This window comes from Candidatus Pelagibacter sp. HIMB1623, from assembly GCF_052047695.1.
GTDB lineage: Bacteria > Pseudomonadota > Alphaproteobacteria > Pelagibacterales > Pelagibacteraceae > Pelagibacter.
Map to the genome: position 1 here is coordinate 33339 of NZ_JBNAJN010000005.1, position 21775 is coordinate 55113.

The 21775-nt window shown below is 29.0% G+C and carries 25 protein-coding genes; 6 read left to right on the plus strand and 19 right to left on the minus strand.

Annotated elements, in window-relative coordinates:
• Complete coding sequence (ssb, locus tag ACTTBN_RS02885; RefSeq protein ID WP_262589214.1) at positions 1-453, minus strand: single-stranded DNA-binding protein; 453 nt, start codon at positions 451-453, stop codon at positions 1-3.
• Positions 454-542: 89 nt separating this feature from the next.
• Between ssb and uvrA the strand changes: the two genes are divergently transcribed.
• Together uvrA and ACTTBN_RS02895 are read left to right on the plus strand one after the other, a co-directional pair.
• Entirely contained in the window at positions 543-3395 is a 2853-nt protein-coding gene (gene uvrA, locus ACTTBN_RS02890) for an excinuclease ABC subunit UvrA (protein ID WP_440680894.1), read from the plus strand.
• Between the two features lie 49 nt (positions 3396-3444).
• Positions 3445-4047: a urate hydroxylase PuuD gene (locus ACTTBN_RS02895; protein WP_262589216.1), complete on the plus strand. Its 603-nt coding sequence runs from the start codon at positions 3445-3447 to the stop codon at positions 4045-4047.
• On the opposite strand, the gene secF is transcribed toward ACTTBN_RS02895, so the two are convergent.
• The 13 genes from secF to ACTTBN_RS02960 are packed head-to-tail and all read right to left on the minus strand — an operon-like array spanning position 4044 to position 14836.
• Positions 4044-4940: a protein translocase subunit SecF gene (gene secF / locus ACTTBN_RS02900; protein WP_440680895.1), complete on the minus strand. Its 897-nt coding sequence runs from the start codon at positions 4938-4940 to the stop codon at positions 4044-4046. The genes ACTTBN_RS02895 and secF overlap by 4 nt on opposite strands.
• Positions 4940-6493: a protein translocase subunit SecD gene (gene secD, locus ACTTBN_RS02905; RefSeq protein ID WP_262589218.1), complete on the minus strand. Its 1554-nt coding sequence runs from the start codon at positions 6491-6493 to the stop codon at positions 4940-4942. Before secD ends, secF begins: the two co-directional genes overlap by 1 nt.
• A 13-nt stretch (positions 6494-6506) precedes the next feature.
• Positions 6507-6797, minus strand: coding sequence for a preprotein translocase subunit YajC (yajC, locus tag ACTTBN_RS02910; protein WP_262589219.1), 291 nt, complete (start codon positions 6795-6797; stop codon positions 6507-6509).
• A 53-nt stretch (positions 6798-6850) separates the two neighbouring features.
• Entirely contained in the window at positions 6851-8110 is a 1260-nt protein-coding gene (gene serS / locus ACTTBN_RS02915; protein ID WP_440680896.1) for a serine--tRNA ligase, read from the minus strand.
• Positions 8103-8873, minus strand: a complete 771-nt coding sequence (tatC, locus tag ACTTBN_RS02920; RefSeq protein WP_440680897.1) for a twin-arginine translocase subunit TatC — start codon at positions 8871-8873, stop codon at positions 8103-8105. The genes serS and tatC overlap by 8 nt, the downstream gene beginning before the upstream one ends.
• On the minus strand, positions 8866-9084 hold the full coding sequence (tatB, locus tag ACTTBN_RS02925) for a Sec-independent protein translocase protein TatB (protein WP_262589222.1): 219 nt from the start codon (positions 9082-9084) through the stop codon (positions 8866-8868). Before tatB ends, tatC begins: the two co-directional genes overlap by 8 nt.
• A 5-nt stretch (positions 9085-9089) precedes the next feature.
• Positions 9090-9290 (minus strand): twin-arginine translocase TatA/TatE family subunit, encoded by a 201-nt coding sequence (gene tatA / locus ACTTBN_RS02930; protein WP_262589223.1) that lies wholly within the window; start codon positions 9288-9290, stop codon positions 9090-9092.
• 47 nt (positions 9291-9337) lie between these two features.
• Positions 9338-10039, minus strand: a complete 702-nt coding sequence (gene scpB, locus ACTTBN_RS02935) for an SMC-Scp complex subunit ScpB (RefSeq protein ID WP_440618439.1) — start codon at positions 10037-10039, stop codon at positions 9338-9340.
• Positions 10032-10775 (minus strand): segregation and condensation protein A, encoded by a 744-nt coding sequence (locus ACTTBN_RS02940; protein ID WP_440680898.1) that lies wholly within the window; start codon positions 10773-10775, stop codon positions 10032-10034. Before ACTTBN_RS02940 ends, scpB begins: the two co-directional genes overlap by 8 nt.
• 9 nt (positions 10776-10784) lie before the next feature.
• A complete protein-coding gene (locus ACTTBN_RS02945; protein WP_440680899.1) occupies positions 10785-11735 on the minus strand; it encodes a glycoside hydrolase family 3 N-terminal domain-containing protein in 951 nt (316 codons plus the stop codon).
• The gene (locus tag ACTTBN_RS02950; RefSeq protein WP_262589227.1) at positions 11725-11988 is read right to left on the minus strand and encodes a hypothetical protein; all 264 of its coding nucleotides are present in this window, start codon (positions 11986-11988) and stop codon (positions 11725-11727) included. The genes ACTTBN_RS02945 and ACTTBN_RS02950 overlap by 11 nt, the downstream gene beginning before the upstream one ends.
• Complete coding sequence (argS, locus tag ACTTBN_RS02955; RefSeq protein ID WP_440680900.1) at positions 11988-13721, minus strand: arginine--tRNA ligase; 1734 nt, start codon at positions 13719-13721, stop codon at positions 11988-11990. The genes ACTTBN_RS02950 and argS overlap by 1 nt, the downstream gene beginning before the upstream one ends.
• Positions 13718-14836: a deoxyguanosinetriphosphate triphosphohydrolase gene (locus ACTTBN_RS02960; RefSeq protein ID WP_440680901.1), complete on the minus strand. Its 1119-nt coding sequence runs from the start codon at positions 14834-14836 to the stop codon at positions 13718-13720. The genes argS and ACTTBN_RS02960 overlap by 4 nt, the downstream gene beginning before the upstream one ends.
• A 50-nt stretch (positions 14837-14886) precedes the next feature.
• On the opposite strand from ACTTBN_RS02960, the gene ACTTBN_RS02965 reads away from it, so the two are divergent.
• Positions 14887-15204 (plus strand): HesB/IscA family protein, encoded by a 318-nt coding sequence (locus ACTTBN_RS02965; protein ID WP_262589230.1) that lies wholly within the window; start codon positions 14887-14889, stop codon positions 15202-15204.
• Positions 15204-15980 (plus strand): exodeoxyribonuclease III, encoded by a 777-nt coding sequence (gene xth / locus ACTTBN_RS02970; protein ID WP_440680902.1) that lies wholly within the window; start codon positions 15204-15206, stop codon positions 15978-15980. Before ACTTBN_RS02965 ends, xth begins: the two co-directional genes overlap by 1 nt.
• On the opposite strand, the gene ACTTBN_RS02975 is transcribed toward xth, so the two are convergent.
• The 4 genes from ACTTBN_RS02975 to ACTTBN_RS02990 are packed head-to-tail and all read right to left on the minus strand — an operon-like array spanning position 15972 to position 18944.
• A complete protein-coding gene (locus ACTTBN_RS02975) occupies positions 15972-16970 on the minus strand; it encodes an Ldh family oxidoreductase (protein ID WP_440680903.1) in 999 nt (332 codons plus the stop codon). The genes xth and ACTTBN_RS02975 overlap by 9 nt on opposite strands.
• A complete protein-coding gene (locus tag ACTTBN_RS02980) occupies positions 16970-17368 on the minus strand; it encodes a Fur family transcriptional regulator (RefSeq protein ID WP_440614396.1) in 399 nt (132 codons plus the stop codon). The genes ACTTBN_RS02975 and ACTTBN_RS02980 overlap by 1 nt, the downstream gene beginning before the upstream one ends.
• A 24-nt stretch (positions 17369-17392) precedes the next feature.
• Entirely contained in the window at positions 17393-18196 is an 804-nt protein-coding gene (locus ACTTBN_RS02985) for a metal ABC transporter permease (protein WP_440680904.1), read from the minus strand.
• 1 nt (position 18197) lies between these two features.
• Positions 18198-18944, minus strand: coding sequence for an ATP-binding cassette domain-containing protein (locus ACTTBN_RS02990; RefSeq protein WP_440680905.1), 747 nt, complete (start codon positions 18942-18944; stop codon positions 18198-18200).
• Between the two features lie 70 nt (positions 18945-19014).
• On the opposite strand from ACTTBN_RS02990, the gene ACTTBN_RS02995 reads away from it, so the two are divergent.
• Positions 19015-20073 carry a zinc ABC transporter substrate-binding protein gene (locus tag ACTTBN_RS02995; protein WP_440680906.1) on the plus strand — a complete coding sequence of 353 codons (1059 nt, stop codon included), beginning with the start codon at positions 19015-19017 and terminating at the stop codon, positions 20071-20073.
• 132 nt (positions 20074-20205) lie between these two features.
• Positions 20206-21087, plus strand: a complete 882-nt coding sequence (locus ACTTBN_RS03000) for a phytanoyl-CoA dioxygenase family protein (RefSeq protein WP_440680907.1) — start codon at positions 20206-20208, stop codon at positions 21085-21087.
• 7 nt (positions 21088-21094) lie between these two features.
• Here the strand turns inward: ACTTBN_RS03000 and phoB are convergent, their stop codons facing one another.
• The gene (phoB, locus tag ACTTBN_RS03005; protein WP_440680908.1) at positions 21095-21775 is read right to left on the minus strand and encodes a phosphate regulon transcriptional regulator PhoB; all 681 of its coding nucleotides are present in this window, start codon (positions 21773-21775) and stop codon (positions 21095-21097) included.

Genomic DNA, 21775 nt, shown 5'->3' on the forward strand with positions numbered 1-21775 from the left:
TTAAAATGGTATTTCGTCGTCCATGTCATTTGACACCTGAGAAGAATCCTCAATATTATTTTGTTGAGTTGTGTCATTCTGAATTCCACCACCTGTATTTCCTCCACCTAACATTGTAAGTGAAGAATTATACCCTTGTATGACAATTTCTGTTGAATACTTATCTTGGCCAGATTGTTCATCTTTCCATTTACGCGTTGTGAGCTGTCCCTCTACATAAACTTGAGCACCCTTTTTTAAATATTGTTGAACAACATTTACCAATCCTTCATTGAATACAACTATACGGTGCCATTCAGTTTTTTCTTTTCTTTCACCAGTATTTTTATCTTTCCATGTTTGGCTGGTTGCAAGACTTAGTCTAGCTACACTCTTGCCATTTACCATTTGTTTAATTTCAGGGTCTGCGCCCAAACGACCAATTAATAATACTTTATTTAAACTTCCAGCCATAATATTTTACTATTTGTTAAATTAATTAATAAGATTTATATCACAATTCTTCTGAATATTAATTTTATTGACTCAAAGCAACTAAAAATATGATGAAAAAGATAGTTATTAAGGGCGCTAAAGAACACAATCTGAAGAATGTGACTGTAGAGATTCCAAAAGATAAATTTGTAGTGATAACAGGTTTGTCTGGGTCAGGAAAATCTTCATTAGCTTTTGATACCATCTATGCTGAAGGCCAAAGAAGATATGTCGAAAGTTTATCTGCTTATGCTCGTCAGTTTTTAGATAAAATGAAAAAGCCAAATGTTGATTTAATTGAAGGCTTAAGTCCTGCTATAGCAATTGAGCAAAAAAACACTTCAAAAAATCCAAGATCAACCGTTGCAACTGTTACAGAAATTTATGATTATATGAGGGTACTCTATGCAAGAGCAGGTATTCCCTACTCTCCTTTTACAGGTAAGCCAATAACCTCTCAAACTATTACTCAAATTGTTGATTTAATTAAAAAATTACCAAAAAAATCTACAATTTATATTTATGCTCCAGTAGTTAGAGGTCGTAAGGGTGAATATAAAAAAGATATTTTAAGCTATAAGAGACGTGGATTTAGAAAAATAAAGATTGATAATGTATTATACGACATAGAAAAATCTCCTAACCTTGATAAAAAATTAAAACACGATATTTCAATTCTAGTTGATAGAATTGTACTTAATTCAAAACTTGGAAACAGATTGGCTGAAAGTGTAGAAACAGCTGTAAATTTAGCTAATGGATTAGTTTTTGTTGAATACGAAGATGAAACACTTCCTCAAAAATTTAGAAAAATTGAAAAATTAATTTACTCCACAAAGTTTGCCTGTCCAGAAAGTGGTTTTACTATAGAAGAAATAGAACCAAGATTGTTTTCATTTAATAGTCCCTATGGTGCTTGTGAAGAATGTGAAGGTATAGGAATGAAATTAAATGTAGATCCAAATTTAGTAGTTCCAGATGATCGTAAAAGTTTAGCGGATGGAGCAATTGAACCATGGGCTAAATCGACAACTTTATACTATGCGCAAACTTTAGCTTCTCTTGCAAAGCATTATGAATTTTCTCTTGATGAAAAATGGAAAAAACTTCCAAAAAAAATAAAAGATATAATTTTATATGGTTCAGATGAGGACGAAATTAAATTTAATTATGATGATGGATATGAAAAATATTCATATAAAAAAACTTTTGAAGGAGTAATTAATAATCTTGAAAGACGTTTCTTAGAATCTGATAGCGAGTGGAAAAGAGAAGCAATAGCTGAATATCAATCTGATACTGCATGTGAAGCTTGTAATGGTGATAGACTTAAAGAAGAGGCATTATGTGTAAAAATTAATGATTTAAATATTAGTGAGGTTACTAAAAAATCAATTCATGATACCGCCGAATGGTTTAAAAGTTTAGAAAACAATTTGGATAAAAGGCAATTTAAAATTGCAGAGCATGTCCTAAAAGAAATAAATGAAAGATTAAATTTCTTACTTAACGTTGGTTTAGATTATTTAACACTATCAAGAGAATCTGGAACTTTATCAGGTGGAGAAGCTCAAAGAATTAGATTGGCATCACAAATTGGATCTGGTTTGACTGGAGTATTGTATGTTTTAGATGAACCATCAATTGGTTTACATCAAAAAGATAATGTTAAATTAATTAATGCATTAAAAAGATTAAGAGATCTTGGAAATACAGTAATTGTTGTTGAACATGATACCGAAACAATGGAAAATGCAGATCATATTATTGATCTTGGACCTGAAGCTGGAACGAATGGTGGTCAAATAACAGCTCAAGGAACTTATGAAGAACTTAAAAAGGATAAGAAGAGTATAACTGGACAGTATCTTGCAAATAAACAAAAAATTGAAATTCCTAAAACTAGACGATTGGCAAAGAATGGTAGATTTGTAGAAATAAATGGTGCTAGTGGAAATAATTTAAATAATGTTAACCTTAAAATTCCTACAGGTACATTCACTTGTGTAACAGGAGTTTCAGGTAGTGGTAAATCTACATTAGTATTACAAACATTATTTCATGCATTAAATTTAACACTTAATAATAAAGCTAGAAAAACCCCCAAAGCTTTTAAAGGTTACAAAGGAGTAGAATTAATTGATAAAATTATTGATATCGACCAATCCCCTATTGGTAGAACTCCAAGATCTAACCCAGCAACATATACTGGAGCTTTTGGTCCTATAAGAGATTGGTTTACTAGTTTGCCTGAGTCTAAAACTAGAGGTTATAAGCCAGGAAGATTTTCATTTAATGTTAAGGGTGGTAGATGTGAAGCATGTGAAGGTGATGGTGTTATTACATATGAAATGCACTTTTTACCAGATGTTTATATTCAGTGTGATGAGTGTAAAGGAACAAGATACAACAGAGAAACTTTAGAGATTAAGTTTAAAGGAAAAAGTATAGCCGATGTTTTAGATATGTCTGTTGATGAAGGTTGTGAATATTTTGAAAACATTTCAAATATTAAGTCTAAATTATTAACCTTAAAAAAAGTTGGACTTGGTTACATTAAAATTGGACAACAGGCCACTACACTATCAGGTGGTGAAGCACAAAGGATTAAACTAGCTAAGGAATTATCAAAAAGATCAACTGGTAGAACCATGTACATATTAGACGAACCAACAACTGGACTACATCAGCATGATATTAAAAAATTACTAGAAATTCTTCACACCTTCGTGAAATTAGGAAACACCGTAGTTGTAATAGAGCATAACTTAGATGTTATAAAAACAGCTGATCACATTGTCGATATGGGTCCTGAGGGTGGTGTTAAAGGTGGTAAAATTGTTGCAGAAGGTAAGCCAGAAGAAGTTTGCAAAGTGAAAGAAAGCTACACAGGCCAGTTTTTAAAACCTCTTTTATATTAAATATAAAAACTTATAAAAAATCTAAATTTAGTGTATATTATTGAGAATCATGAGCAGTTTATTATCATCACTATCTAAAACAATTCATGCATCGCTTGCATTAGCAATTATATTGTTTTTAGGTCTTTCCTATTTAAATGATGGTATTGCATTCGATACTCTTTTTTGGAGCTGGTTATTTAGATACATTCATGTTGTTGTTGCAATAATGTGGATAGGATTATTGTGGTATTTTAATTTTGTTCAAATTCCAAATATGGGAAAAATACCTGATGAACAAAAACCTGCTATTGGGAAAGTAATTGCTCCTGCAGCATTATTTTATTTTAGATGGGCGGCTGCGTTTACTGTTCTTTCAGGATTAATTTTAGCTCTGTTAAATGGATATTTACATGATGCTATGACTTTTAGTATTGGATCTGGTGTTCCAAAACATACAGCAATAGGAATTGGTATGTGGTTAGGAATTGTAATGGCTTTTAATGTTTGGTTTGTGATATGGCCAAACCAAAAAAGAGCTTTAGGAATAGTTGAAGCTGATCCAGAAACAAAAGCTAAGTCTGCTAAAACTGCAATGTTATTTTCAAGAACAAATACACTTTTATCTCTACCAATGTTACTTTCAATGGTAGCTGCTCAAAACTTATATTAAACTGTTTTATTATCGTCTTCTCTTAAGACTGTTTTTTGGGACACTCTTAATCTCACTAAAACTGTATTAGCTATATAAATCGAAGAATAAGTTCCAAACACAACACCAAGTATCATTGCTAAAGAAAAACCTTTTAAAATTTCACCACCAAAAAAGAATATTGCTAATAAAGCTAACAATGTTGTAGCTGAGGTTATTATTGTTCTGGATAAAGTTTCGTTAATTGAAATATTTGTTAATTCAAAAATTTTAATGTCTGAATATTTTCTCAAATTTTCTCTAACACGATCAAAAATTACAACCGTATCGTTCATAGAATAACCAACAATTGTTAGAACAGCTGCAATAATTGATAAATTAATCTCAAGACTAAATAATGAAAAAATTCCCAATGTAACAATTACATCATGAAATAAAGCCAAAATAGCACCTAAACTAAATTGCCATTCAAAACGTATCCAAATATAAATTAGCATTACAGCCAGAGATAAAGAAATAGCAATTACACCAGCTTTAAGCAATTCAGCGCTTACTTTAGGACCTACGTTTTCAACTCTTCTAAAGTCATAGTTATTTCCAAAAGAACTATCTAAATCCTTTTTAATTTCTTCAATAATATTTTTTTTATTATCTTTATTTTCAAATTTAATTAGAAAATCAGTATCATTTCCAAATTTTTTAACAGAAACATCACCTAAATCCATTTGATTAAATTTATCTCTCAACGAACTTACGCTAATTTTGCTATCTGATGACCTTAGTTCAATTAATGTTCCACCTTTAAAGTCTATACCGTAATTTAAACCTTTAAAAATTAGTAATAAAAGTGATGCTGTAATTAAAAGTATAGATAGTATGTTAAAGTGATTATAGTATTTATTAAAGGCTATCATTAGATTAGTTTTTCCTTATTTTTATTTCTTGTCACATAAAGACTAGTGAACAATCTTGCTATAAAATAAACTGAAAATAGAGTTGTAAATATTCCTACACCTAGAGTAACAGCAAATCCTTTTACTGGACCAGACCCCATAAAAAATAAAATTATAGCTGCTAATAAAGTGGTAATATTTGCATCAATAATTGCTGTTCTTGATTTTGTGTAACCACCATCAAAAGCTAAAATATTATTACTTTCATCTTTAAGTTCTTCCTTAATTCTCTCAAAGATTAAAACATTTGCATCAACTGCCATACCAACAGTTAAAATTATACCAGCTATACCAGGAAGAGTTAGTGTTGCTTCAAATAAAGTTAAAATACCAAGTAATAAAAATAAATTTATTATTAATGTTACGTTAGTGATTAATCCAAACACTTTGTATTTAACAAACATAAAAATAATAACTAATAAAAAACCTATGGCTAAAGCGATCATTCCTGCATTAATCGAATCTTGTCCTAGATCAGGACCTACAGTTCTTTCCTCTATAATCTCTAAAGGAGCTGGTAAAGCTCCAGATCTTAATAATAAGGCTAAATCTGTAGCACTTTGGAAAGTAAATCCACCACTGATCTGTCCAGACCCACTTGCTATTGTGTCTCTAACAACAGGTGCACTAATTATTTTTCCATCTAAAACAATGGCCAATTGTTTTCCAATACCAGTAGATGTTGCTTTACCAAATCTTTTGGCACCTACTCTATCTAATGTAAATGATACAATAGTTTGATTGTTTTGAGTGTCCATTTTTGGTTGTGCGTCTAATAGATTTTCACCACTGATGATTATTCTTTTGCTTACTGTTGCTTCTTCTAACCCATCTTCAAATTTTAACTTCTCAACACCAAATCTGTCACTTTCATCATTGGTTACAAATCTAAATGTAAGATTTGCTGTTTTTCCTAATAGTGATTTAATTCTTTGAGGATCATCTAACCCAGGAAGTTCAACAAGGATTCTATCATTACCTCTTTTTAAAATATTTGGTTCATTAGTACCGACTTCATCTACCCTTCTTCTTACAATTTCTATAGCTTGATCTTGCGATGAAGTTTTAAGATTGATTATGCCTTGTCTTGAAAAACTTACTTTTAAATTGATACCATTATCTTCAATGTCAAGTTGGTGTGATTTAAATCTTGGGTAATAAGGATTTAGATCACTATTTTCATCTTGAAACACATCTAGTACTGCTTGTTTGTCTAAATCAGCAACATTGAAAAAAATATTTTGATTATCAATTTTAATATTATTAATTTTGATGTTTTTCTCTTTGAAATAATTTCTAATAGTGGTTGTTAAATTTTGTAATTTTTGTTCAATTACAGGCTCATTATCAATTTCAAGTAAAAGGTAAGAACCACCTTGTAAATCTAAACCAAGGTTTATTTTCTTATTAAAAAAACTATCATCAAACTTAAATAAATTTGATGACGCAATTAAAATAAATAATAAAGAAAATAAAGTTACAAATAAGATTCTTAGTTTAGAAAAATAAAGCACTTATCTTAATTGATTATTTTTTAACTTCTGGAGTATTGTTTAAGAGACTTTGAATACCTGTAGCTTTAACAATTTCTACTTTAACATTTTCAGCTATTTCAACTTCTACTTTGTCGTTATCAATTAATCTTTCTACTCTTCCTGTTATTCCACCTGAAGTGACTACTTTATCACCTCTCTTTAAACCTTCGACCATTGCTTTATGCTCTTTAACTTTTTTTTGTTGTGGTCTGATTAAGAAAAAATAAAAAATAACAAAAATTAATATTAACGGTATAAACTGACCTATTCCTGAACCTTCCATAAATCTCCTTTAAATTATGGCATTCTTATACCATCTAACTAATTAAAACAACTTTAATTGTTGGAAATCAATTCCATATTGTTCATATAAGGTCTTAGAACTTTAGGAATTATAATAGAACCATCTTTTTGCTGATAGTTTTCCATAATTGCAATCAGAGTTCTTCCAACAGCCAAACCACTTCCATTCAACGTACCTGCAAATACATTTTCCTTATTATTGTTTTTATATCTTGCCTTCATACGCTGTGCTTGAAACGTTGAACAAGACGAACATGATGATATTTCTCTGTATTTATTTTCTGATGGCAACCATACCTCAATATCATAGGTCTTCTCTGCGCTAAAACCCATATCACCTGAACATAAAATTACTTTTCGATAAGGTAACTCTAATTTATCTAGTATGTCGGTAGCACAATTTGTCATTCTCTCTAATTCTTCTAAACATTTTTCATTCTCAACAATGCTTACCATTTCAACTTTGTAAAATTGATGCTGCCTAATCATGCCCCTTGTATCCTTTCCATAACTTCCAGCTTCTTTCCTAAAACAAGGTGTTGAAGCAACAAATCTCATTGGTAAATTATTAAGATCAATCATTTTATCTTTAACAATATTGGTTAAAATCACCTCTGCTGTTGGTATCAAAAATTTTCTATCTGAACCTTCATCAAATTTAATTTCAAACTGGTCATTTTCAAATTTTGGCAACTGTCCAGTGCCGTACATAGTGCTTTCTGATGCCATTAATGGTGGCGATATCTCCTGATAACCATTTTGATGAATATGTGTATCAAGCATAAAATTTGATATTGCCCTTTCTAAAAGAGCCAATTTATCTTTTACAAATACAAATCTTGAACCAGTAGTTTTTGTAGCTAAATCAAAATCAAGCATATTTAGTTTTTCACCTAATTCGTAATGTGTTTTAGGTTTAAATTCTAAATTAGGTATCTCTCCTGATTTCAATATTTCTTTATTATCATTTTCGTCTTTACCATTTGGAACATCTTCATGCGGTATATTAGGTATGCTAGACAGAATACTATCTAAATCAAACTTAATTTGTTTTTGATCTTCTACAATTTTGTCGAGTTCCTTGCTGATTTCTTTAGATTTCTTAAACAAACTCTCATCTTTTGATTTAGAAATGTCTTTTTTTTCTTTTTCTAAACTTTCTTTTTTTTGAATTAAATTTCTATTTTGTTCATCCAATTTTTGTATTTTTTCAAAATCTACTTCTAGGTTTCTTTTTTCAAGAGATTTTTGAAATTTAGAAAAATCTTTTCGTATTTCTTTAATGTTATGCATCTTCTTTTTGTAAATTTTTATTTTCTATAAATTTTACTGAAAATATTGATAATTCATACAGAATTAATAAAGGTATTGCTAAACCTATTTGAGTTATTGGATCTGGTGGTGTTAACAATGCAGCTGCTGCAAATATAATAACAACTACATATTTTCTTCTCTCTTTTAAAAATTGATTATCAACTATTCCGATTCTTGCTAATAAACTTAAAACAACTGGTAACTGAAAACTGATACCAAAAGCAAAAATTAATTTCATAACTAGTGATAAATATTCATTAACTTTAGCCTCTAATTGGATTGGTAAATTTGTAGAAATACCTGTGCTTTCAAATGAAAGAAAAAATTTAATCGCAAGTGGCATTATCAAATAATAAACCAGCATACCTCCTAAAAAAAATAATATTGGTGTTAATATAAGGTAAGGCAGAATTGCTACCTTTTCATGTTTGTACAAACCAGGTGCAATAAATTTCCAAATTTGCATCAAGATAAAAGGACATGTAACAAAAAAAGCTGTGAAGAATGATACTTTAAGGTATGTTAAAAAGGTCTCTTGTAAAGCTGTAAATATCAATCTTCTATCAGAGCCATCTTCTTTTACAGCTCTTGCAAATGGATCAACAAGGAAACCATAGATATGTTCTGCAAATAAGTAACAAATCACAAAAAAGATAAATAAAAAGATAAAGCTATTTATCAATCTTTTTCTTAATTCTGTAAGGTGACTTACAAATCCACCTTCCTGATCTTCATTACTCATCTTTTTTAATTTCTTTTTTTATTTCGTTATCAATTTTTTCTTCATCTATCTCTAGATTTGAAACTTCATTTTGAATATTGTTAACATATCTTTTTGCTGATCCGATCCACGAGCCTGCTTTTTTTAACATTACTGGAAAATCCTTTGGACCAAGAACTATTATAGCAATAGCAACAACAATTAAAATTTCAAACCAACCGATAGTAGGCATTTAAATTAATTTTTGTTATCCGAGTCTTTGTTATCGTCAGATATATTTTTTGGCTCTGTATCGTCAGTTACGTCTGACGCCATTCCTTTTTTGAAACTTTTAATACCTTTAGCTACATCACCCATTAAGCTTGAAATTTTTCCTCTTCCAAACAATAACACAACCAATATAACTACAATAGCTATTTGCCAAATTCCTATACTCATAAAAAACTTATAACCTTTTTAAGGTTATTTTGAAAGTTACTTTTTTACTATTCTTTCTCTTCAGGATCTAGAGTGCTATTAAGCATTTCATCTATATTAGAATAAATATCTTCTTTTTTCTCTTCTTGCTTTTCTTTGTAAAATTTTCCAGTTCCAAAAATAGCATTATCAACACTTGAACTATCAATTAAACCAGCAGCTCCTAATTCATCAATTGTTGGAAGATCGGATAATTTTTGTATGTTGAAATGACTTAAAAAATCATCAGTAGTTATGTATTGAATTGGTCTACCAGGCACATCTTTTCGACCACCTGGTTTTACCCAATTTAATTCCATCAATATTTCTAAAGTGTTAGTACCAAAAGCAACACCTCTTATTTCTTCTATTTCAGCTCTAGTAACCGGCTGATGATAAACAATTATAGCCAAAGTTTCTACCGCAGCTCTAGATAGTTTCTTTTCAACAGTTTTTTCTTGAGACATCAAATTTGATAAATTTGGTGATGTTCTAAAAGACCACTTATCTTTTATACAAATTAAATTAATTCCTCTATTTGAATATTCTTGTTTTAATTTTTCTAAAGACTCTGGAACGTTGCCTTTTTTAGAAACTTTACTTTCTATAGTATCTACATCTAAAGGCTCAGCTGCTGCAAAAATAATTGCTTCTATTTCTTTATCTAAATCCGATAATTTTGATGGAAACTTTAAAACATTATCTTTTGAAGCTTTTGCTTTTTTAATCATTTATTTCCTTTATATATATTTCATCAAACAATTTATCTTGTTTAATTGATAAATTTCCTTCTTTAACTAATTCTAATGATCCAGCAAATATTCCTGCTTTACCAGTTTTCTTGTATTTTGTACCACTTTTAAAATTACTTGGTATTAATTCATCCAATTTTTTCCATTCAAATAGTTTACCAAAAAATTCTCTAATTGTTTTGATCCCATCTTCTGTTGTGAACACAGGAAGTTTTGGAATATTCATTTTTTGAAAATCTTTAGTCATTATTATTGTTGAGTAAGCTTTCATTAGCTCAAATAAACTTAAGTTATATTCCGTGCTATAAATTGATCTAATATTTCCTTTCATACCTCTTGTTCTTATTTCTCTACCTAGTCTTTTTCTCTTAAGCATTTGTTCGGATAATAATCTAATTAATTCTAATTTTTTTAGCTGTAATTTTAACTTTTCTGCAACTTCTTGAACTTTAAATTCCTCTTCTGGAGTACCAGGTAAAAGTAATTTTGATTTTAAATAGGCTAACCATGTAGCCATTAAAAGATATTCAGAAGCAATTTCTAAATTTAAATTTTTTTCATTGGTAATATACTCATGAAATTGATCTGCTAACTTAGTTATAGATATTTCTTCTAGATCAACTTTTTGAGCTTTTGCTAAGTCTAAAAGTACATCTAATGGTCCATTATAATTATTTATATCTACATTAAATAATTCAGAATCAGTGACAGACATGAAAAGATATTAGCTTAAAATTTTATAAAATTGAGATGTTTTTTTAACAATAAAACTATTCACTTGAGGTGAATTTTCTGCAACTATCTTCATTTCTTTCATATTTCCATTGCAATGAAGTGCTATATTACAACCTGCACTGAATAAATTAATAGTATTAAGTTTTAAATCATCACTTAAACTCTTCATTGATAAGTCATCTGAAATTAAAATATTCTTAAATCCTATATTTTTCCTAATAATATTAATTATTTTTTTAGAGTGAGTGGCGGTGTTATTTTTATCAATTTTTGAATAAACAACATGACCTGTCATTGCAAATAAACATTTCTTCTTTTTGAATGTCCAAAAATCGTTTTTGAGAAGATATCCATATGTTTTATTAATAATCGGTGTTGAATAATGACTGTCGACTTTTGCTAAACCATGACCAGGTATATGCTTCATTACAGTTCCTATTGAGTTATTTTGAAATAATTCAATACAAATATCACCTAATTTAGAGACAATTTTTTTATTTTTTGAAAAAGATCGATCACCAATTACTTTGCTTGCACCATTAACACTAAGGTCTAAAACTGGAACAGTATTGATATTCACACCAATTAAATTCAATAAATAAGAGGTCTTATCTACAAATAACTTATAAACGATTTCAAATTTTTTTTTATCTTTATTAAACAAATCTCCAAAATATTCAGATGTCATATTATCAAAGGAAATTAAATTTTTTAGTCTATTTACTCTTCCTCCCTCTTGATCAATCATGATTGGATATTTTTTATCCTTAAAAATTTTTCTAATGCTAGAGGTTAATTTTTTAACTTGATCAAAAGATGTAATATTTCTAGTAAATAGGATAATTCCCCAAGGTTTATATTTTTTTAGAAATAAAATTTCATTTTTAGATAACTTTGTTGATTTTAAACCAACTATAAAAGATTTTCTTTTACTTATCATTATCTAATAATTTCCAAAAATTAAATTTTTTCTTTTTCTTTTTGTTTGTTTGCTTAACATACTCAATTACATTTTGAGTATCATTCTCTAAAACTGGTAAATTTTTTGAGTATAATTTTATTTTCTCATCAATATTTTGATGAGATCTATATGATTTTTTTTTGTGTTCATCAGAAAAATAATATTTTCCTGTAAAAAAAATAAATAAAAGTATTACTAAAACAAATATTAAGTACTTTATTTCTTTAAGCATTACATTTGATTGGGTGTATCAACACCAACAATATCCATACCTGTTTTAATAACATTAGAAATAGCTTTCAAAAATATCAATTTATCTGGTGAAACTGTTTTTTGATCATTAATGAACCTTTTTTCTGGAAATTGTTTTCCTAAATTCCAATACGAGTGAAATTCCGATGCAAGATCGTATAAGTAAACAGGTATTCTATGTGGTTCTAATTTTGTGCTTGCAGAATCTATACATTTTGGCCACTCAGATAATTTTTTTAAAATTTTAATTTCATCATTAGAATATTCAAAATTGAAATCATTTAATTCAATTTTTGAATTTAAGTCTTTATCTATATGTCTAAATACAGATGAAATTCTAGCATAACAATATTGAACATAATATAATGGATTGTCTTTGGATTTTTCTTTGACTGCATCGAAATCAAAATCTAATTCAACATCACTGCTTCTGTTAAGCATAATAAATCTTGTTGCATCTTTTCCAACTTCTTCAATCAAGTCATCAACCGTAATGTAATCCCCTTTTCTTTTAGACATTTTAAAAGGCTTGTTATCTTTTATTAATTTTACTAACTGACTAATTTTACAAATTAATGTATCTTTTTTTCCTGACAGTGCTTCAACAGATGAAGTAATCCGTTTTACGTAACCTGCATGATCTGCTCCAAGAATATTGATTAAGTAATCGAAATTTCTATCAACTTTATTTTTATGATAAGCAACGTCACTTGCAAAATAAGTCCAAGTACCATCTGATTTTTGAAGTGCACGATCTTTATCGTCTCCAAAGTCTGTTGATTTAAATAATAATTGCTCCCTTTCAACCCAATCTTTGTTATCTTCACCAGCGGGGGCTTTGATTTTTCCTTTATAAATAAAGTTATTTTTTTCTAAAAAATCTATTACACTTTCAACTTCATTGTTTAATACAATACTTTTTTCACTAACAAAATTATCATGTTTAATACCCAAGCTTTTAAGATTGTTTTTGATAAGGAGAAGTGCCTGCTCTATTGATAAGGCAGTTAATTTATCACTAATTTCGTCAAAATTATCAAAGTTAAGATTTGAATTATTTGAAATTATATTTTTTGCAAAATCAATTAGATAATCCCCAGGATACAAATCAGGATTATCTTCAGGAAATGTTTCTTTAAAATGAACTTCTCTAATTCTAAAATATACGGATTTAGTAAAATTTATAATTTGGTTACCATAATCATTCACATAATATTCTTTTGTAACTTTATGTTTATTAAAAATTAAAACATTAGAGATAACATCGCCTAGAATAGCACCTCTACAATGTCCTACATGTAAGGGTCCTGTAGGGTTTGCCGAAACAAACTCCACTAAATAATTATTTTTCTTTTCTTTCTTATTAATTCCAAAATTATCTGCATTATCTGTAATATCTTTAATAAAATTTGACCAAAAAGATGGTTTAAATTTAATATTAATAAATCCTGGTTTGGCTACAGATATTGTTTCAATTTCGCTGTCATTATTTTTAATTTCAGGAGCAAGTTTTTCTGCAAGCTGTAATGGTGAGGTTTTATTGATTTTTGATAAAACCATTGCGACATTTGTTGAAATATCACAATCAAATTTTGGTGGAGGTATTTCTGCATTAATACCATTAAAACTCTCTGGAATTTCTAGATGATTATTTTTATTCAAATCAACAATAACTGATTTAATTTTGTCTAAATATAATTCAAAAATATTCATTTATTATCGTTATAAAGGTTAATAGCATATCTATCAGTCATACCAGATATAAAATCTGAAATAGCTCTATATTTGTCTTTAGTCAATTGATCTTTGGACAAAAATTTTCTTGGATTTGATTTAATTATTTTAAATAATTTCTTAATTATTAATTTACCTTTGTGATTTTTTTTCAATACTGATTTATTGTCATACATTTTGTGTCTTAAGAAAGATTTAATTTCTTTTTCTGCATTCTTAATTTGGTTTGAAAAGCAAACAATTAACTCATTAGATTTAGCTACATCACTTGAGGATTTTATCTTAAGCTTTTGAATATTTTTCTGAGTATTGCTCAATAAATCTCTAACCATGAGGTCAATTGAGTCTCTTATAATTTGATAAATTGTAATTTTATAATTTTTATTAGTAATTTTATTTTTATATTTTTTATGAATATTTTTAAAAAAATTTATTTCAACCAATTCCTCCATTTTAAAAAGGTTGGCTTTTATTCCGTCTTGAATATCGTGATTGTTATATGCAATATCATCTGAAATTGCTGAAATTTGAGCTTCAAGAGAGGGAAATGAATTATATTTAATTTTATCTTTAAAAGCTTTTAACCCAATTAACTTATTAACTAAACCAATATCCTCCACAGGTCCGTTATGTTTAAGAAGACCTTCTAACGTTTCTATAGTTAAATTTAATCCCTTAAACTTAAAATACTTATTTTCTAAAAACATAACTATTCTTAAAGTTTGAAGGTTGTGATCAAAACCACCATAATTCACCATGCATTCATGTAAGGCATCTTCTCCAGCATGACCGAACGGCGTGTGGCCTAAATCATGTGCTAAACTTAAAGTTTCGGCTAAATCCTCATTTAATTTTAAATATTTGGCTATTGATCTTGCAATCTGAGCAACTTCTATTGAGTGAGTAATCCTTGTTCTAAAATGGTCTCCCTCAGTATTAACAAATACTTGGGTTTTATGTTTTAGCCTTCTAAATGATGCACTATGAATAATACGATCTCTATCTCTTTGAAAAGGAGATCGATATTTTGAGCTAGCTTCCTTAATTAGTCTGCCTTTACTTTTGTATACCCCTAACAAAGCGTCTTTTTTCATCCTTTAATTAAAATAATTAAGTATTATATTAGTAATATCAGTGTTGAGACATGATTAAAGAAATTAAATTTACAGATAATGCATTAAAACAAATAGAAAGTTTGTTGGCAAAAAAAGACAAAGGTTCATTTTTTAGAATCGCTATTAAAGGTGGTGGTTGTTCAGGCTTTCAATACGAATTCACTTTTGACAAATCAAAACAAGATGACGATTTAAATTATCAAAATATTTTAATTGATAAAACTTCTGCAGATTTACTTAAAGGATCTGAAGTTGATTATGTTTCTGAGTTAATAGGTGAACAATTTAAAATATCTAACCCACAAACAAAATCCTCTTGTGGTTGTGGTGTTTCTTTCTCACTTTAATGCTGATTTCATCATGGAATGTCAACTCTGTAAGAGCGAGAATTGAAAATATCAAAAGCTATTTATTAAAATATAAACCAGATATTTTAATGATGCAGGAAATCAAAACCGAGGATATCAATTTTCCTTATGATGATTTTTCTTCAATGGATTATGAAAGCCACGTATTTGGTCAAAAAAGTTATAATGGTGTAGCAATTATTTCTAAAAATAAATTAAAAAATATTAAAACTGATTTAATTAAAGATAAATTAAAACAATCAAGAATAATTTCAGCTGAATTTGAATATAAGAAAAAAACTATTCAATTAATTAATATATACACTCCAAATGGAAATCCTGTTGATACTGAAAAATATGACTACAAAAAAAATTGGCTTGATCAATTAATCAAACAACTAAAAACTTTATCTAAAAAAAATCCAAATTTAATTTTAGCTGGTGATTTTAATATAATTCCATCAGCAGAAGATGTTTATAATGTAAAAAGTTTTGAGGATGACGCTTTATATAGGTTGGAAATAAGAAAAAAATTTAGAGAGATGATAAATCTAGGTTTTAAAGATGTTTATAGATATTTTAATGAAGAGAAAGAAGGATATACATTTTGGGATTATATGAGAGGTGCCTGGCAAAAAAATAATGGCATGAGAATTGATCATTTTTTAGTGTCTAATTCATTAATTGATCAAATTAGGGATATAAACATCAACAAAGATCCTCGTGGAAGAGAAAAACCCTCTGACCACACTCCTATTGAAATTACTTTAGCTTAAAGATTTAATTTTATTAACTAACTCTTCGTTTATATGTCTTGGACCAGTGTCCAATCTATTTTTATGACGTCTTTCACCTGGTAATCTTACTTCGCCCATTGATTTCATCTTCTCAAAAAATTCTTCTGCATGTTTCTGCCAATCAGTACCTGAAGTTTTATCTGGATTTATTGCTAATATAAATTCACCACCGCTTGGAGGACCCCCATCATTATTATCTTTAGCAGCTGTTTCATAACTAAAATTATCACCAACTAAAGCGCCTGCTAATAATTCAACCATCATAGCAATTGCAGAACCTTTGTAACCTCCAAAAGGTAATAATACTCCACCATCAGCAATTTCACCTGGATCAGTTGTTTCTTTTCCATCTTTAGTCAAACCAGTTCCAAGTGGAACTTTGTGCCCTTCTCTTTTGGCAACCTGAACTTCACCCATTGCCATCGATGCAGTTGCCATATCGTAAACAACTGGAGTTTTGCCAGGTCTTGGCCAAGCAAATGAAATTGGGTTAGTTCCAAATAATGGTTTTATTGCTCCTGCTGGTGCAACAGCAGGCTTGTAAGACGTACATCCAAAAGCAACTAAACCTTCTTCTGCTAACTTTTCTGTTTCAGGCCACATAGCGGCCATATGATGTGAGTTATTTATTGCTAATACTGCAACACCGTTTTCTTTTGCAGCTTTAGCTAGTTCTGGCAATCCTTTATTTAATACAACAGGTGCTAAACAATTATTTCCTTCAACTTTAATTACTGATGGAGATATTTTTTTAACTTCAGGTTTACCTTTTGCATTAATTTTTCCGCTTTTAAGACCAGCAACGTATGCTGGCAATCTAAATAAACCATGTGATACTGAGCCATCTCTTTCTGCATTTCTTATTAAATCTGATAAAATTGATGCTGTTTCATCATCGCATCCATTAGCCAAAAGAGTTTTTTTGGCAAGTTCAAATATTTCATCTAAGGTTAAAGATACTGTGCTCATTACTTCGATTTACACTTTTTACATAAACCAAAAAATTCTAAATTATACTTGTTATATCTCATTCCCGAGTCATCTTCAAAATTTGATAAATATTTTGAAAGTTTTGAATTATTTATCTCTGAAACTTTTTCACAGCTTTCACAAATAGAAAAAGCTGTTGCCTTCGAAATTTGGCAACTAGAATTTTGACATGCAATAAAAGCATTTCTGCTTTCGATCTTATGAATTTTTCCAATTTCAACTAATTTATCTAAAGCTCTATAAACTTGTAATGGTGCTTTAATCCCTTTTTTTTGAACGTTAAAAAGAATTGAATAAGCCTTCATAGGTTCACCAGATTTATCAATGAGATCAAAAATTATTTTTTGGTTTTTAGAAAGATTATGTTCTTTTTGCATCTATAAATTCTTATCAATTAGTCATTAGTTTTTCAATTGAATGGATTGCTTTATTTTAAATAAAGACAAAATGAATAAAAATAATGATGCAGCAATTATTGATGGTCCTGAGGCTGTATTAAACTCAAGTGAGGAAAACAGTCCTAGTATTACAGAAAATAAACCACCTATAATTGAGAAGAATATCATTTTCTGAGGGCTGTCTGAGATATTTCTAGCCATAGCAGCTGGAATGATTAGCATTCCGGTTATTAACAACAAGCCTACCATTTTTATTGAAATTGCTATGATCGCTGCCATTAAAATTGTGAATACGGCTTTAGCTCGCTCAGGATTTAATCCTTCAGCCTCCGCTAATTCGTAATTTACAGTCGATGCAAATAAAGGTTTCCATATCAATTTTAAAATCAGCAATATGATAGCACCACCTATCCAAATTATTAGTATGTCATTTGTAGTAACGGCTAATATGTCACCAAACAACAGACCCATTATATCAAATCTAATGAATGTTAAAAATCCTATCACAACCAAGCCTACTGCCAGAGAAGAATGAGCTAACAAACCTAGCAAAGCATCACCTGGTAGATTAGTTTTTTTTTGAAGTTGAATAAGAATTAAAGCAACTACAGATGAAATTAAAAAAACAGATAAGGCTATATTTAACTCTAAAGAATAAGCCATAGTCACTCCTAATAAAGCTGAGTGAGAGAGTGTATCACCAAAATAAGATAATCTTCTCCAAATTACAAAACAACCCAAGGGGCCAGTAACTAAAGCCACACCTATTCCCGCAACTAAAGCTCTAATAAAAAAATCATCAAACATATTAATTTTTCTTTATTTGCCCTTCCTCTGAATGAACATGATCATGTTTATGTTCATATACAGAAAGAATTTGAGATGCTTTTTCACCAAATAAGGTTTTATATTCGTTATTTTTTGCTACATCCATTGGTGTACCAGAACAACAAACGTGACCGTTTAAACAAACAACATGATCAGTAGCTGTCATTACAGTATGTAAATCATGTGAAATTAATAAAATTCCACAATTAAGAGTGTCTGAAATTTTTTTAATCAATTCATAAAGAGCAATTTCACCTGTGTAATCAACACCTTGAACAGGTTCATCAAGAACTAATAATTCTGGTTTTTTTGAAATAGCCCTTGCTATTAAAACTCTTTGAAACTCACCCCCAGATAAATTTCCTAAATTTTTATTTTTTAAGTGAATGACACCAGTTAAATTTAAAGCTTCATCTATCGCTTCCTCATCAATATTTTCTGTCAACAGCATAAAATCATAAACACGAAGAGGTAATGTCCAATCTATAGATATTTTTTGAGGAACATATCCAATCTTGTTAGTATATTTCTCAACATTCCCTTCTATATTTTTATAAATTCCTAAAGCAATTTTTGCAGTTGTACTTTTTCCTGACCCGTTAGGACCAATTAAAGTTACAATTTTTCCCTTTTCAACTTTTAACGAAACACCTTCTACCAACCACTTTCCATTTTGTCGAAAGCCTGCATTATTAAGTTGAACCAAAGTTTTATTCTCAGAATTCATTTATTTCTTGACTTGTAAATGTTATATTATTACATAATGTTATAATATAACAACTTTTAAATAATTACTTATGATAAATCTAAAAAAATTACCAATAATCTTTTCATTAATATCCTTTTTAACAATATTTTCATCAGCAAATGCTGAAATTAAAGTAGTTTCTTCTATTAAACCAATACATTCATTAGCAAGTTATTTAATGGATGGTGTAGGTAAACCAGATCTAATAGTGGATGGTTATAGCTCACCTCATGGATTTGCAATGAAGCCCTCTCATGCAAAAATGCTTCAAAATGCTGATCTTGTGTTTTGGGTAGGAGAAGATTTAGAAAATTTTTTAGAAAAACCGTTAAGTTCTATCGCAAAAAAAGCTGAAAAAATTGAACTAATAGAAATCAAAGGATTACAAGTATTAAAATTTAGAGAAAGAAATATTTTTGACGAACATGATCATGACGACCATGGACATGATGACGATCACGGTAAAAAAGAAGATGATCACGACCACGATCACGACGATCACGGTAAAAAAGAAGATGATCACGACCACGATCACGACGATCATGGTAAAAAGGCAGACGATCATGACGACCACGGACATGATGATCATGATGGACATGCTCATGGTGAATTTGACCCACACATTTGGTTGGACCCAATTAATGCAAAAGCTATGTTAAATGAAATGGCAGAACATTTAATTGAAAATGATTCAAAAAATGAAGCTAAATACAAAAGTAATTTAGCTAAGGCTTTGCAAGAAATTGATAAACTTACAATTGATGTAATGACTGATTTAAGTAACAGCGTATCTTCAATTGTATTTCATGATGCTTATCAATATTTCGAGGAAAGATTTAACGTTAAAGTATTAGGTACATTTACTGTTAATACTGATGTAATGCCTGGTGCAGAACAACTTGCTGAAATAAGAGAAATTATTGAGCATGATAAAGTAGCTTGTGTATTCTCAGAGCCTCAGTTTAATCCTGATATTATCAATGCTGTAGCAAAAGATATGAAGATTAAAACTGGTGTTCTGGATCCTCTAGGTGCAACATTAGATCCAGGTAAAGATCTATATTTCAATTTAATAAGAAATATGTCTGCATCTTTCAAAGGTTGTTAATTAAAAATTAGGTTTAATCCGGGAATTTTTTTAAATTCTCGGATTAACATATAACATTCACTGATATTTTTATAATACAATAAGCATTGTAATTTTTTCTAAGAGGATTTATTTTCTTTATAATTTGATTTTATGAACGATTTAAATTTATTTAAAAAAAATGGCTTTCTTGTTAAAGAAAATTTAATTTCTCAAACAAAGATAAACAAAATAAATAAAATTGTTAATGAAGTAATTTCAAAAGAGAAAAAGAAAAAATATCGTAATGGTGTAAATGGAACTCAATCCTATAATAATTACCATTTTGTTTACAATTCAGACTCATCAAAGAATAAAGAAATATTAAGACTAAATAACCCTCAGAATAGGCATAAAATCTTCTATGAATTATCTAGAGATAAAAAGATTATATCCGTAGCTAAAAAATTGTTAGGTGGAACAGTTAGATTTCATCTTGGTAAATTAAACTTTAAACTTCCAAATAAGAAAAAAGGAAGTGAAATTGGATGGCACCAAGATTGGGCTTTTTACCCTCATACCAACGATGATTTAATCACAGTTGGTATATATTTAGATGATTGCTATGAGAAAAATGGGCCCCTTAAAATAATAAAAAATTCACACAAAAAGAAAGTTTACAGCCACCACAGTAAAGAAAATTATTTTGTTGGAAAAATAGATACTAAGAAAAATAAAATAGGAACTAAAGATAGTGTTTCTATAACAGGAGCTGCTGGAACAGTTGTTTTTTTTCATTGTAGATCAGTTCATGGGTCTGGACATAATCTTATGAATAACTCAAGACCCTTAATTTTATTTGGTTATAGAGCTTGTGATGCTTGGCCATTAATCAATGATGGAAACCCTCATCCTGAAGTAAATTTAGAAAATTATGATAAAAATATTATTGTAGGAAATAAATCAATAAAACCAAGATTAACTAAAGTTCCGACAATAATCCCACTCCCTAAGAAGAAACATTATGTTTCTATTTACGAACTTCAAAAAAATTAAATAATTTTTAAATAAGAGAATAACCAGACGATCTAACGGTTCTAATCAGCTCTTTTTTTTTTTTAATATTTATAGATTTTCTTAATCTTCTGATATGGACATCTATTGTTCTACTCTCAACATTTACATTGTTTGGCCAAACGTTTTCTAAAATCTGATCCCTAGAATAAACTCTCTTTGGATTTACTAGAAAAAATTCTAGTAATCTAAATTCAGTTGGTCCAAGTTGGATTTCTTGGTCATCCCTATATACTCTTTTTTCAATTCTATCTAAATTTAAATCATCGTATGTTAAGTTGTTTGATACAGTATTTGGGTTTGATCTTCTCAATACAGCTTTAATTCTAGATTTAAGCTCATTAAAACTGAAAGGTTTTGTTAGATAATCATCTACTCCACTATCTAAACCTTTTATTTTATCCTCTTCCTCACCTTTTGCAGTTAGCATAATTATAGGTAAACTTTTAAAACTATTATCTTTTCTTATACTTTTACAAATTTCTATCCCTGAAAGATCAGGTAACATCCAATCTAATAATAGAAGATCAGGCTGAAATTTTTTTAAATCTTTCAATCCATCATTGCCATTTAATGAGGATGATACTATAAAACCGTTTTTTTCAAGATTATGTTGAACTAATTGAATTATTGAAGGTTCGTCTTCAATAATAAATATCCTACCATTCAT

What these genes read in the sequence shown, in the direction of transcription:
- tatB (WP_262589222.1), bottom strand. Translation starts at nt 9,084, where the DNA reads ATGCCTACTATCGGTTGGTTTGAAATTTTAATTGTTGTTGCTATTGCT.
- argS (WP_440680900.1), bottom strand. Translation starts at nt 13,721, where the DNA reads ATGAATATTTTTGAATTATATTTAGACAAAATTAAATCAGTTATTGTT.
- ACTTBN_RS02965 (WP_262589230.1), top strand. Translation starts at nt 14,887, where the DNA reads ATGATTAAAGAAATTAAATTTACAGATAATGCATTAAAACAAATAGAA.
- ACTTBN_RS02985 (WP_440680904.1), bottom strand. Translation starts at nt 18,196, where the DNA reads ATGTTTGATGATTTTTTTATTAGAGCTTTAGTTGCGGGAATAGGTGTG.
- ACTTBN_RS02960 (WP_440680901.1), bottom strand. Translation starts at nt 14,836, where the DNA reads ATGAAAAAAGACGCTTTGTTAGGGGTATACAAAAGTAAAGGCAGACTA.
- ACTTBN_RS02980 (WP_440614396.1), bottom strand. Translation starts at nt 17,368, where the DNA reads ATGCAAAAAGAACATAATCTTTCTAAAAACCAAAAAATAATTTTTGAT.
- ACTTBN_RS02895 (WP_262589216.1), top strand. Translation starts at nt 3,445, where the DNA reads ATGAGCAGTTTATTATCATCACTATCTAAAACAATTCATGCATCGCTT.
- uvrA (WP_440680894.1), top strand. Translation starts at nt 543, where the DNA reads ATGATGAAAAAGATAGTTATTAAGGGCGCTAAAGAACACAATCTGAAG.
- phoB (WP_440680908.1), bottom strand. Translation starts at nt 21,775, where the DNA reads ATGAATGGTAGGATATTTATTATTGAAGACGAACCTTCAATAATTCAA.
- secF (WP_440680895.1), bottom strand. Translation starts at nt 4,940, where the DNA reads ATGATAGCCTTTAATAAATACTATAATCACTTTAACATACTATCTATA.
- ACTTBN_RS03000 (WP_440680907.1), top strand. Translation starts at nt 20,206, where the DNA reads ATGAACGATTTAAATTTATTTAAAAAAAATGGCTTTCTTGTTAAAGAA.
- tatA (WP_262589223.1), bottom strand. Translation starts at nt 9,290, where the DNA reads ATGAGTATAGGAATTTGGCAAATAGCTATTGTAGTTATATTGGTTGTG.
- ACTTBN_RS02950 (WP_262589227.1), bottom strand. Translation starts at nt 11,988, where the DNA reads ATGCTTAAAGAAATAAAGTACTTAATATTTGTTTTAGTAATACTTTTA.
- yajC (WP_262589219.1), bottom strand. Translation starts at nt 6,797, where the DNA reads ATGGAAGGTTCAGGAATAGGTCAGTTTATACCGTTAATATTAATTTTT.
- serS (WP_440680896.1), bottom strand. Translation starts at nt 8,110, where the DNA reads ATGCATAACATTAAAGAAATACGAAAAGATTTTTCTAAATTTCAAAAA.
- ssb (WP_262589214.1), bottom strand. Translation starts at nt 453, where the DNA reads ATGGCTGGAAGTTTAAATAAAGTATTATTAATTGGTCGTTTGGGCGCA.
- tatC (WP_440680897.1), bottom strand. Translation starts at nt 8,873, where the DNA reads ATGAGTAATGAAGATCAGGAAGGTGGATTTGTAAGTCACCTTACAGAA.
- ACTTBN_RS02975 (WP_440680903.1), bottom strand. Translation starts at nt 16,970, where the DNA reads ATGAGCACAGTATCTTTAACCTTAGATGAAATATTTGAACTTGCCAAA.
- xth (WP_440680902.1), top strand. Translation starts at nt 15,204, where the DNA reads ATGCTGATTTCATCATGGAATGTCAACTCTGTAAGAGCGAGAATTGAA.
- ACTTBN_RS02990 (WP_440680905.1), bottom strand. Translation starts at nt 18,944, where the DNA reads ATGAATTCTGAGAATAAAACTTTGGTTCAACTTAATAATGCAGGCTTT.
- ACTTBN_RS02945 (WP_440680899.1), bottom strand. Translation starts at nt 11,735, where the DNA reads ATGATAAGTAAAAGAAAATCTTTTATAGTTGGTTTAAAATCAACAAAG.
- ACTTBN_RS02995 (WP_440680906.1), top strand. Translation starts at nt 19,015, where the DNA reads ATGATAAATCTAAAAAAATTACCAATAATCTTTTCATTAATATCCTTT.
- ACTTBN_RS02940 (WP_440680898.1), bottom strand. Translation starts at nt 10,775, where the DNA reads ATGTCTGTCACTGATTCTGAATTATTTAATGTAGATATAAATAATTAT.
- scpB (WP_440618439.1), bottom strand. Translation starts at nt 10,039, where the DNA reads ATGATTAAAAAAGCAAAAGCTTCAAAAGATAATGTTTTAAAGTTTCCA.